Below are 12,275 nucleotides of genomic sequence, written 5' to 3' on the forward strand. Positions count from 1 at the left end.
TCGGCACGGGTGACGCCGTTCGTGGGGCGGGAGCCCCCGGGCCTCGCCGTGCCTTCCGGGCCGCCCGGCCGGGCGGCCCGATCCCGACACCGTACGGAGGTCACGTGATCACGAGAAGGAGCCTGCTCGTCTCGGCGGCGGCGGCGGTGGCGGTCGGCGCCGGCGCACCGCTGCGTGCCGGCGCCGCACTGCCCGAGGTCGACATGGAAGCCCTGATCAAGGCGGCGCAGATCGATCCGCGCCGGGCGGACACCGCGCTCACCGAGGGCGCCCGGGACAGCGTGCTGCTGGTGGAGCGCGCGTTGCAGGCCCGGGGGCTGCTGGCCTCGACGTACGTGGACGGGCACTTCGGCACCAGCACCGTCGCCGCGTACGCGGCGTACCAGCGCTCGCTCGGCTACACCGGCCTCGACGCGACCGGCCTGCCGGGCCCGTCCTCGCTGCGGTCGCTGGGGGACGGACGCTACACCGTGGTCCGGTCGATCTCACCCGGCAGCATCGTGACGATGCGCGGGGTGCAGGTCAACACCCGTACCCGGTCGATGCTGCTGGAGGCGGAACGTCTGCTCGGGCGTCAGCTCGGCCTCACCCAGGGCTCCTACAACACGGGCGTCGGCGCCTCCGCCGGCACCCACGACGGCGGCGGGGCGCTGGACATCTCGGTCAGCGGGCTGTCGTCGGCGACCCGGACCGACGTGCTGCGCCGGCTGCGCACGGTGGGCTTCGCCGCCTGGTACCGGACCCCGGACCAGGGCGACTGGGGATACCACATCCACGCGATCGCGTTGGCCGACACCGACCAGTCGACCGGTGCCCAGAACCAGGCCGGCGACTACTACCTGGGCCGTAACGGACTGGCCAACCGGGCACCCGACGACGGTCCGGTGGTCAGCCCGAAGCGCACCTGGGAGGAGTACCAGCGGGCGCTCTGAGTCGCGGCACGCCGGCCGACTCCGACCTGACGGGACACGGAACGGGGTGGCCCGCGCGCCGACCGGCGCCCGGACCACCCCGCCCGTCGGCGGTGTGACAGGCGTCAGCCGCCGGTGATGGTGAACGTGGTGCCGGGCTGCCGGACGATGTCACCGTCGGCGGAGTTGCTGATGGTGACGTTGGTCAGCGTGGCGTTGCCCCGGGCGCCGCTCATGGCGAGGATGCCCGCGCCGTTGTTCGACCGGTCGATGCGGACGTTGCTGATCGTGACGTTCGGCATGCTGCCGCCGCCGTTCTTGAACTGGATGCCGTCGTAGGTGGAGTCGATGACGTCGGTGTCGCGGATGGTGACGCCGGTGATGTCGCCGCTGGCGGGGAACAGGGTGATGGCCCCGAACTCCTGGTCCTCGTTCCAGAACACGCCACCGCACCGGTAGAGGCCGTTGTTGGCCACCAGCGTCGTGCCGGAGAACGGCAGCGGACTGTGGTCGGTCGCCAGCATGATCCCGGGGTAGTTCATGGTGTCGGAGATCAGGTTGTTCTCCACCGTGTTCCCGTAACCGCCGTAGATCGCGACGCCGTTCGCCCGCCACGGCAGTTGCACGGTGTTGTTGAGGAAGCGGTTGTCGTGTGCCACGTCCACCGCGGCGTCCTTGACGCGGGGGTTGGCCCACACCGCGAGCGAGTCGTCCCCGGTGGTGCGGAAGGAGGAGTTGAACACCCGCGAGTTGCGGGTGCCGTTGGAGAAGTTGACCCCGTCGGCGTAGGTGTCGCGGATGCGCATCCCGGTGAACTCCAGGCCGTCGCCCGGGTTCCAGTAGGCGGGGGTGTCGGAGTAGTCGCGGCCCACCCAGGCGCCCACGTTGACGTGCTCGATCCAGACGTTGCTGATCTTCGTGTTCTTCCCGAACCGTCCGTTCAGGCCGTGCCCGCGGTTGGCGCGGTTGGTGGTCATGCCGAAGATGGCCAGGTCCGAGATGGTGGTGTTGTCGTCGATGTCGAAGCCGACGTTGCCCTCGTGCGGGTGGTTGATGTTGCCCACCACGTTCTGCGGCTCGGTCTCGGTGTAGAGCTGCGAGTGCCACATGCCCGCGCCCCGGATCGTGGCGTTGCGGATGCCTCGCTGGTTGTACTGCCCGCGGTTGGGGTCGGGGGAGAGGATCTTCTGTTCCTGCCGCCACTGGCCGGCCGGGATCCAGACGCAGCCGATGACGCCGTTCTGGTCGTCGGTCACGGCCCGCTGGATGGCGGCCGTGTCGTCGATCCCGTCGTTGGGGACGGCGCCGTAGGCGGTGATCGAGGTGCACTCCGCCGGCTTGCTCGCCGGCGGCGCCACCTGCTCCAGGTCGATCAGGTCGACGACGTAGAACGACGCGGTGTCGGTCGCGTCGCGTTGCAGCCGGAACCGGGTGCCGGCGGGGTACGACTGGGCGAGCAGGGCGTGCGACTCGTCGAACAGCCGCCGGGCGTTCGCCTGCGGGGTGTTCGAGAGCGACTCGGTGTCGTCGGTGGTGCCGTACAGCCAGCTGTTGCGGGAGGAGAGCGTCAGTTTCTGGACGAACGTGTCGTTGACGTAGAGGCTGAGGCTGGCGGTCAGCCCGCCCCCGTTGGGCGCGTCGGGGATGGAGTTGCGGACGACTATCGAGTTGGCCGGGCTGGTGGAGGTGACCTCGACGAACTGGCCGGTGCTGGTCAGCCGGACCGACTTGCGGCCGGACGACTCGGTGGCGAAGTTGGTGTGGCCGAAAGTGCGCAGCGGGTCGGCCTCCAGCAGGGTGCCCTGGTAGCGGGCCGCCTCGGCCTCGTACTCCGTCCACGGCACCGCCGCGCCGCGTCCCACCACCATGGACTGCGACAGCGAGTTGTTCGTCTCGTTGGTCTCGGTGACGACGCCGGTGGCGTCGGCGGTCGCGGTCAGCGTCACGCCGCCGGCGGTCGCGGTCCAACTGCCGGTCACGGCCACGGTGGCGGTCGCTCCGGCGGCCAGTGCCCCGGTGGCGGTGTTCAGGGTGGTGCCGCCGACCACGAGCCGGGTGACGCTGGCGGCGGCGGCGCTGGTGCCACGGTTGCGGACGCTGACGGAGAACGTCACGGTGGCGCCGACGGCGGGACTCGGCGGGTTGCTGGTGATGGCGACGACCTGGAGGTCCGGGCCGGGGGCCTGGCCGACGACCAGCGGCGCGGACGCGGTGAAGCTGTTGTTGTCGTTGTTCTGCTCGGCGACGGTGTCCGCCGGGTCGACGACCACGACGAGGGTGTAGGTGCCGATGGCCTGCGCCGGCGCGGTCGCCGACACGGTGGCCGTGGCGCCGGCGGCCAGGGAACCGACCACGCCGCTGGCGACGACGCCGCCGTTGAGCCTGAAGTCGACCTTGGTGCCGGCCGCGGTCGCGCTGCCGCTGTTCCGGACCGTCGCGCTCAGGTTGACCGGCGTGGCCTCACTCGGCGCGGTGGGGGTCCAGCTCGCCGCCGTCACGACCAGGTCCGGGTTCGGCGCCCAGCCGCCGAAGACCTGGAGGTCGGCGACCTGCGCGCCGGGCGCTCCGGTGTTGCCGGTGAACCTGAGCTGCACCTCGGCCACCCGAGCGGTGACCGGGATGGTCACCGAGTTCCGGTTGCCGGACGGGTCGAAGCCGTAGGCCGCGGCGGCCTTCAGGGTGGTGAACGTGGTGGCGCCCTGGGCGCGTCCCCGCACCTCGATGGTCTGCGTGCGGGCGCCCCAGACCGGGTCCGGGTTGAGTTTGACCACGATCCCGGTGACGTCGGCGTCGGCGCCCAGCTTGACCGTCAGGGTCGCCGGGAGACCGTTCGACTCCCAGTAGGAGGTGGGGCTGTTGTCGGTGGCGTTGGCGGCCACGAACGTGAACACCGAGGAGGACGCGTCGACGGGCTTGCCGGCGGACAGGTTGGTGCCGGACGGTGTGCCCGGGTCGCCGCCGCCCTGCCCGGCGACGCCGTAGATCTCCAGCTCGGCGATCTGGGCGGCGGGCCATCCGGTGTTGCCGGTGATGGTCAACCGCAGGTAGCGGACGGTCGCGGCGGTGAAGTCGATCGTCACCGTGTTCCCCGAGGCCGGGTCGAAGACCCGTCCCGCCGAGGGGGAGAGGGTGCTGAAGGTGCTGCCGTCGCCGCTGCCCTGCACGGCCAGCGTCTGGGTCCGGGTCGCCCAGGCCGTCGACGCCGGCAGTTTGAGTTTGACCTGGTCCACCGCGACGCTGCTGCCGAGGTCGACCTGCACCCACTGCGGGAACGCCTGGGCGGGGCTCTCCCAGTACGTCTGCTGGTTGCCGTCGGTGACGTTGCCTCCGACGTAGGTCTCGACCGAGCCGCTCGTGGACACGGCCCTGCCGGCGGCGAGGTTCGCGCCGCCGGCTGCCGCCGCCGGGGTGGGTACGAGGGCCGACAGGCCGGCCAGCAGGGCTGCGGTGAGCCCACTGACGAGCCGTCGGCGGTGATTCTTCGGTGTCATCGGGTCCTTCGATCCGTGGGTGCGGGGGCGGGCCGCTCGCATCACACTGATGCGATTCTTGGCTTCTTCCGTGGTGTCGTTACGTTCTTGCGTCTCTCTAGCGAGTTTTTGCAAGGATGGTCGTCAATGTTTCAGACGGATGACCGACACGTCAACGGGGTGGAGGAAGAAAGACCACGGAGCGGGAGCGGCGGCGCCATCGGCGCCGGTCGTTCGCGTCGGTTCCGGAGCCGCCCCGGGCGGCTCCGGAACCGTCACGCGTTCACCAGCCGACGGCGACGATCAACCACTGCGGGTCGCCGTGCGAGACGAACGACGACTGGTCGGCGACGTCGTCGTACGGGAAGCCGTAGGCGCGGCCGTTGATGGCGCGGTCGTGCCAGAACTTCGCGTACCAGTTGGCCGGCGACTGCTGGTAGAAGCGGGTCGGGTCCTCCCACTGCGTGCGGGGCAACTGCGCGGTGTGCCGGTTCAGCGCGGCACAGCCGGTCGGGTCGCCGGCGAACCGGCCGGCGCAGCCGAAGATGTCCGACGTGGCCGCCGACAGCCCGACCGAGTCGGCGTACGCGGTGAAGTAGCCGGCGTACTGGCCGCCGGCCCGGAACTGCGGCGAGCTGCCCGGCGCCGGGATCCGGTAGGGCGCCTCGATGCTGGCCAGGTGCTTGAACTCCGCCGGCACCGCGTCGGCGAAGCGCTGGAACGTCACCGAGCGGTCCTCGGCGAAGGTCGCCTCGTTCTCGCCGACTGCGACGTCGTAGCCGTCGCGCGCGTGCAGCCGCATCGCCAGCTTGAGCGCGAACGCGTCGACCCGGGTGGTGTTGCCGTTGAACTGGTTCGTACCCACCGTGAACTCGATGAAGTCGCTGTACTGACTGGTCGGCGAGCCGAGGCGGAAGTACATCCGGCCCGCGGAGTTGACCGGCATGTCCAGGTAGGGCTGCTCGGCGATGGAGTGGGTCTGCCCGTTGAAGCTCCAGTAGACCTGGCTGTCGGGGTAGCGGCCGTTGGTCCGATTGAGCACCTTGACGGTGAGCACGTTGCGGGCCGGCGGAATGCTTGTCGTGTCACCCCAGAACCCGCCGGTCGGCGGTGGTGTGGTCGGCGGCGTCGTCGGGTCGTCGGTGGTGGCGACCGCCACCTCCCAGAGCGAGTAGCCGTAGGGCGTGGCCCGGGTCGTGCCGTACATCCGCAGGTAGCGGCCGGTGCCGGTGACCGCGAGGGTCTGCGTGCCGCCGGTGCCGGAGGTGGTCGAGGAGACGGTGGTCCACGGCCCGTCCGGTGCGGCGGCCACCTGGAGCTGGAAGGCCACCGCGTACGCGGCCTCCCACCGGAGCGTGACCTGACAGATGTTCCGGGTGGCGCCGAGGTCGACGCGTAGCCACTGCGGGTCGGCGAACGCGCTCGACCAGCGGGTGCCGGTGTTGCCGTCGACGGCGGCCGAGGCCGGGAAGGCGGCGCTCTCGGTGGACGAGGAGACCGCCGGGCGGCCGGCGGCCACGTTGCCGCCGCAGGCGGCCAGGCCCGGGGCGGCGCCGGCCGAGGGGGCGGCGGCGAGCAGGCCGCCGGCGAGCAGGGTGAGCGCGGTGACGGCGGCGGCGAGCAGCCGACGCCCGGGACGGCCGGGGGCGGGACGGGCCGGCACGAGCCGGTGCGGGACGGGTGGGGTGGGGGACATGAACGCCTCCTTCGGTGGATCCGACGGAGGGCGCTCTCTCGGCCACCGAGGGTGGACCCGGATCGCGGTCGCTGTCAAGGAACAACCCGGCGCTCCATGATCTTTTCCGGACTTTCCGCGCATCGTTGACTCAGTGAAGAGCGTCGATGACGCTGGGTGCGAGGGCGCTCTCTCCGCAAGGTCCCCACCACCAACGTCTGGGAGCCACGCATGCCCGCGACACCACCGCTGCCCGCACCCGTACGCCGCCGGCACCGCCCGGCCGGCGTGACGCTGGCGCTGCTCGCCCTCCTCGCCACGTATCTCGTCGTGCCCGGCCCGGCCGCCGTCGCGGCCGGGCCGCTGATCTCGCAGGGACGCCCCACCACCGCCTCGTCGTCCGAGGGCGCCGCCACCCCGGCCGCCGCCGCCACCGACGGCGACGCCGGCACCCGTTGGTCAAGCGCGTTCGCCGACCCGCAGTGGCTCCAGGTCGACCTCGGGGCCACCGCCACCGTCGACCAGGTGCAGCTCGTCTGGGAGGCGGCCTACGCGACCGCGTTCCAGATCCAGGTGGCCGCCGCGCCGACCGGACCGTGGACCACCGTGCACACCACCACCGCCGGCACCGGCGGCACGCAGACCCTCGCGGTCACCGGCACCGGTCGCTACGTGCGGATGTACGGCACGGCCCGGGCCACCGGCTACGGCTACTCGCTCTGGGAGTTCAGGGTCTTCGGCAGCATCGGCACCACCCCGCCGCCCACCGGCCGGCCCATCTCGGAGTTCCGGACGGTCGCCGCGTCCTCGTGGGAGGGTGGCAACGCGCCCGCCGCCGCGCTCGACGGGCGGAGCACCACCCGCTGGTCGAGCCAGTTCGGCAGCGACCCGCAGTGGCTGAGCATCGACTTCGGCGGCGTCGCCACCATCAACCGGGTGGTGCTCGCCTGGGAGGCCGCCTACGCCACCGGCTACCGCCTGGAGACGTCCGCCGACGGTGCCACCTGGACCACGATCTACGCCACCACCACCGGCCGGGGCGGCACCGAACAGCTCACCGTCACCGGCACCGGTCGCTACCTGCGTCTCTACGGCACCGCGCGGGCCACCGGCTACGGCTACTCGCTGTGGGAGGTGCAGGCGTACGGCGGCGTCGACGACACCGCCACCACCGCGCCGCTGCTCTCCGGCCCCACCCGCCCGCCGGCGACCCGCGACCAGTTCGCGCTGACCGCGCCGGCCGACGCGGCGATGGTCACCACCACCCGCCGGCCCGCGCTGAGCTGGACGGCGGTCGCCGGCGCGACCCGCTACCAGGTGTGGATCAACATCAGTCGCACCGACTACGACTTCACCGCCGCCGGCAACCTGCTCGACCTCTACACCAAGGTCGCCGAGCCGACCGGCACGACCTACACGCCCACCTGGGACCTGCCGGACCGCTGGACCTACCAGTGGTACGTCACCACCGTCGGCGGCACGCCGGTCACCTCGAACATCCGGCGCTTCAGCGTCTACCTGCCGGTGCTGGAGAACGTCGCCGACGGGATCGGCGTCGTCGCCGGCGCCCGCGACCTCAACCGCAGCGGCGCCATCGAACCGTACGAGAACTGGCGGCTGCCGGTGTCGAGCCGGGTGGACGACCTGCTCACCCGGATGACGCCCGAGGAGAAGGCGTACCAACTGTTCTACAACGCCCAGGCGTACCCCCGATCGGGTTGGCACTTCGGCCCCGCGCAGGCGGCGGACCTGCACAGCCAGCTGCTCGCCTCGGCCGGCACCCGGCTGGGCATCCCGTTCGTCTCGGCGGGCGACACCATCCACGGCTACCAGACGACGTACCCGATGCAGAGCGCGCTGGCCGCGGCGAGGAACTACCCCCTCGACTACCGGCTCGGCGACATGCAGCGGCGGGAACAGTTGGAGGTCGGCACCCGCGGCGTGCTCGGTCCGCTGGCCGAGGTCGGCACCAAGGTGATCTACCCCCGGATCCAGGAGGGCAACGGCGAGAACGCGCAGGTCGCCGCGGCCCAGGTCCGCGCCCTGGTGGCCGGCCTCCAGGGCGGCCCGGAGCTGAACCCGCACTCGGTGCTGGCGACGGTCAAGCACTGGCCCGGCGAGGGCGCCGGCGGCGAGGCCCTGATCGTCTACGACAACGTGACGATCAAATACCACATGATCCCGTTCCGCGCGGCCATGGAGGCCGGCGCGGTCAACATCATGCCCGGATACGCGGGCAGCTCGCTGCTCGACCCGGGCGGCCCCGGCGCCGGCGACAGCGCCAAGATCCTCGCCTACCTGCGGCAGAACCTCGGCTACCAGGGTCTGATCACCACCGACTGGCTGCCGTCGGGCTCCTGGATCGGCGCGGCGAAGGCCGGCTCCGACGTGATGGGCGGCGCCGACCCGGGCGCGGCCGGCTTCTCGATCGCCGACTTCGTGGCCAACGTGCCGGCGTCGCGCATCGACGACGCGGTCCGGCGGGTGCTACGGCTGAAGTTCCAGCTCGGCATCTTCGAGGCCCCGTACGGCGACCCGGTCAACGGCCCGTACCGCTTCCACCAGCCGGCGTACACGGCGCTGGCCGACCAGGCCGCCCGCGAGGCGATGACGTTGCTGAAGAACGACGCCGGCACGCTGCCGGTGCGGCTCGCCGCCGGTGACGACATCGTGGTCGCCGGACCACGGGCGGCCGACGGCGGCTCCTGCTGCGTGTGGACCAGCTTCTTCCATGCCGAGTACGGCTCGCGGACCATCCTGGACGCCATCCGGGACCGGGCCGCCGAGGCCGGGGTGACCGTGCACCAGGACGACAGCCCGAACCCGAAGCTGGCGGTGGTCGCGGTCGGCGAGGCCTCCTACACCCACGCGACCAACTGGCCCAAGGAGCAGCCGTACCTGCCGCCGGACCAGCTCGCGGTGATCCAGAAGTTCCGCGCCCGGGGTATCCCGGTGGTGGTGGCGCTGGTGCTGCCCCGGCCCTACGTCATCACCGAGTGGCGGGACCTGGCCAGCGCCGTCGTGGTCACCTACCGGGGCGGCGAGGAGATGGGCCCGGCCCTGGCCGGCCTGCTCTTCGGCGACTACCAGCCGCGCGGCAAGCTGCCCTGGCAACTGCCCCGCAACCTCTCCGACGTGCTGCGTCCGGGCGGCACCGACACCCCGACCGACGCGGTCGAGTCGTGGGACCTGCCGTACGACCTGGGCGCGACCGCGGCCGAGCGGGGGCAGATCCGGGCCGCGATCGACGCGGGACAGCCACCGGCGACGACGTACGGTAATCCGCTCTACCCCTACGGCGCCGGGCTGACCGGCTTCTGAGCGCACGGGCGGGGCGCGCGCCGGCATCCGGCGCGCGCCCCGGCTCACACCTTGCGGAAGCGCGCCTCGGTCACCGCGAACAGCCCGTACGCCGCGAACCCGGCCGCGACCACGAGGAGCAGCGCGGTGCCGTAGGGCTCGCCGGCCAGCGTCCGCAGCGCCGCGTCGAGCCCGCGCGCCCGGTCCGGCTCGTACCGCCACGCCGCCAGGACGAACAGCACCCCGGCGATCCCGTACGCCAGCCCCTTGGCCACGAAACCCGCCGTGCCGAGCCGGCGCACCAGCCGTCGGGTCGCCGCCGCCATCTCGCCGACCCGCAGGTGCTTCTCGAAGCGCCCGGTGACTCCGACGAACGCCAACCATCCCCCGAGCCCGGCCAGGACCAGTCCCGCCACGAGGACGGTGAGCCGTCCGCCGCTCGATGCGAGCAGGCCCTCGGCGGTGTCCTGCTGGGTGTCGGCGCTTGACGACTTCTTGCCGCGCGCCACCTTCACTCCGCTGAACGCGAGGTAGAGGTAGAACGCGGCCCGGCCGGCCGACGCCAGCCGCTCGGTCGGCCGGCGCTCCCGGAGCATCTCCAGCACCTGCCAGACCGCCATGGCCACCAGCCCGACGACGATCGCCACGACGAGCACCAGGCCGAACGGCTCGTCGGCGATCTCCTGCATGGCGCCCGACTGGTCGCCGTCGGCGGCCGGGCCGCCCGAGGCCACCCGGACGACCACCCAGGCGAAGAGCAGGTGCAGAATGCCGTAGCCGACGAAGCCGGCCCGGGTGAGACGTTCCAGCGTGGGATTGTCGGCGGCGCGGGAGACGGTGCCGCGAGCCCGCGAGGACAGCGATGACATGCGTCGACATTCACCCGTAGCGGCTCTGGCGAAACGTGGGCGAGGGCGAGGCCGTCCGCGGCGGCACACCCGGCGGCGATGCGGTCGTGTCTATGCTCGTGGTCATGTCCCTGGGGAGCGCGGGCGGCGCGGACCGCTGGTTCGAGTCGGCGACCGGGACGGCCGGCGGGGCCGAGGTGTTCGTCTTCCCGTACGCCGGTGGCATCGCCGCGTCGTTCACCCCCTGGCAAGAGGCGGCCCCGCCGGAGCTGTCGGTGCGGGTCGCGCAGCTGCCGGCCCGGGGGGTCCGGTTGCATGAACCGCCCGTCGACGATCTGACCGAGCTGGTGGCGGAGCTGACGACGGCGGTCACCGAGCGGGCGTCGGGCCCGTTCCTGCTGTTCGGGCACAGCCTGGGCGCGCTGGTGGCGTTCGAGGTGACCCGGGAGCTGCGTCGCCGGGGCGGCCCCGATCCGCTGGCGTTGCTGGTCAGCGGCGCCGAGGGGCCGCAGACCCGGCGGGTCGCGCGGCGCTGCCACGAGCTCGACGACACCGACCTGATCGAGGCGCTGCGCGACTTCGGGGTCACGTCGGCCGCGCTGCTGACCGACCGGGAGCTGATGGAGCTGATCCTGCCGGGGATCCGGGCCGACTTCGCCCTGTCCGAGCGGTACGCCTACCGTCCCGAACCGCCGCTGGAGCTGCCGGTGCACGTGCTGCTCGGCGACCGCGACGAGCACGTCGACCCGGACCGGGCGGCCGGGTGGGCGCGGGACTGCGCGGCCCCGCCGCGGGTCCACGTGTACGCCGGGGGGCACTTCTTCCTGGCCGAGCACCGGTCGGCGATCCTGGACCTGATGCGACGCATCGTCACCTGTCACACCGCTCCGGCGCATTCCGCGACAAAGGACAGGTAAGGACCCACCGGTGCTCGGGGGCTTCCACGATGCCGGCCGGCGGACATGGTGGATCGACGAGACGCGGTGCTAGAGTTCGCCATTCCTTCGTCGAGGAACGCCGCTGCCGAGGCGGCACACCGTAGCGCGCGCCGAGGTGCTGATGAGCCGGCCGTACCTGCCGTCCCTGGTCCTGCGCGACTACCTGCACGCGGTGGCGACACTCCACCCCCACCTGCGCGGGATGCTCGACTTCGGGCGGCCGGGCGCGGCCGAGGCGCTGGCCGAACTGGCCGCCACGGTGAGCGAGTTCGACACCGACTCCACCGGCCGGGGCGACTCGTACCGCCGGGCCCAGCGCGACACGCTGGTGCGCTGGACCGGGATGCGGCAGCTGCTGGAGCTGGCCACCCCGGCGGACGCCGAGCCGGTCACCCTGATCCTGGACGTGCTCGGCGGCGACGGCACCGTGGCCCGCGCCGCGAGCGGCCAGTCCGCCTGCTTCGAGTCCAAACTGGCGTTCGTCACCGGTGACGTGTCCGGCCACATGGTCGACCGGGCGCTCGCGCACGGCCTGCCCGCCGTCCGCCAGGCCGCGCACTTCCTCTTCCTGCGCGACGGCAGCGTGGACGCGGTGCTGCTGGCGTACGGCACCCACCACATCCCGGCGCACCGGCGGCCACCGGCGGTGGCGGAGGCGGCCCGGGTGGTCCGCCCCGGCGGCCGGATCGTGCTGCACGACTTCGACGAGTCCAGCCCGATGGCCGGGTTCTTCGCCGAGGTGGTGCATCCGCACGCCGCCGGCGGCCACGACTACCGGCACTTCACCCGCGCGGAGCTGGCCGGCCTGTTCGCCGACGCCGGCCTGCCGGTGCGCGTCGTCGACCTGTACGACCCGCTGATCGTGCGCGCCGACACCGAGCGGGCCGCGTACGCCGGGATGCGCGACTACGTCGGCGACATGTACGGCGTCCGGGACTTCTTCACCACGATCGGCGACGACGCGGTGTGGCGGTTGCTCACCCACCACTTCGACCACACCGGCTACCTGACCGCGATCGGCGGTCGGGACGGCATCCCGGTCCGGCCGGTGGTCTACCGGGCCGACGGGCAGTTCGTCGCCGAGGTGCCCCGGATGGCGATCGTCGCGACCGCGACCAGGACGGCGTGACCAC

Annotated in this window: 7 protein-coding genes; 4 read left to right on the top strand and 3 right to left on the bottom strand. The window is 72.5% G+C overall.

Features of this window, described 5'->3' with window-relative positions; translation table 11 throughout:
• Positions 1–104: 104 nt before the first annotated feature.
• Complete coding sequence (locus AB0B02_RS26405) at positions 105–932, top strand: peptidoglycan-binding domain-containing protein (protein ID WP_281939137.1); 828 nt, start codon at positions 105–107, stop codon at positions 930–932.
• 104 nt (positions 933–1,036) lie between these two features.
• Here AB0B02_RS26405 and AB0B02_RS26410 read toward each other — a convergent pair whose 3' ends face one another.
• Positions 1,037–4,402: a CARDB domain-containing protein gene (locus AB0B02_RS26410; protein WP_357304580.1), complete on the bottom strand. Its 3,366-nt coding sequence runs from the start codon at positions 4,400–4,402 to the stop codon at positions 1,037–1,039.
• A 262-nt stretch (positions 4,403–4,664) separates the two neighbouring features.
• A complete protein-coding gene (locus AB0B02_RS26415) occupies positions 4,665–5,960 on the bottom strand; it encodes a beta-1,3-glucanase family protein (RefSeq protein ID WP_357304654.1) in 1,296 nt (431 codons plus the stop codon).
• A 327-nt stretch (positions 5,961–6,287) separates the two neighbouring features.
• Here AB0B02_RS26415 and AB0B02_RS26420 point away from each other — a divergent pair, with 327 nt between their 5' ends.
• The gene (locus tag AB0B02_RS26420) at positions 6,288–9,377 is read left to right on the top strand and encodes a discoidin domain-containing protein (RefSeq protein ID WP_357304583.1); all 3,090 of its coding nucleotides are present in this window, start codon (positions 6,288–6,290) and stop codon (positions 9,375–9,377) included.
• Positions 9,378–9,421: 44 nt separating this feature from the next.
• On the opposite strand, the gene AB0B02_RS26425 is transcribed toward AB0B02_RS26420, so the two are convergent.
• Positions 9,422–10,225, bottom strand: a complete 804-nt coding sequence (locus tag AB0B02_RS26425; protein ID WP_281939143.1) for a DUF1206 domain-containing protein — start codon at positions 10,223–10,225, stop codon at positions 9,422–9,424.
• 104 nt (positions 10,226–10,329) lie between these two features.
• Here AB0B02_RS26425 and AB0B02_RS26430 point away from each other — a divergent pair, with 104 nt between their 5' ends.
• The gene (locus tag AB0B02_RS26430) at positions 10,330–11,121 is read left to right on the top strand and encodes an alpha/beta fold hydrolase (protein ID WP_357304588.1); all 792 of its coding nucleotides are present in this window, start codon (positions 10,330–10,332) and stop codon (positions 11,119–11,121) included.
• 142 nt (positions 11,122–11,263) lie between these two features.
• The gene (locus tag AB0B02_RS26435; protein WP_281939146.1) at positions 11,264–12,271 is read left to right on the top strand and encodes a class I SAM-dependent methyltransferase; all 1,008 of its coding nucleotides are present in this window, start codon (positions 11,264–11,266) and stop codon (positions 12,269–12,271) included.
• Positions 12,272–12,275 lie beyond the last annotated feature (4 nt).

Source organism: Micromonospora sp. NPDC049240 (assembly GCF_040647835.1).
In the GTDB taxonomy this organism is placed as follows: Bacteria; Actinomycetota; Actinomycetes; order Mycobacteriales; family Micromonosporaceae; genus Micromonospora.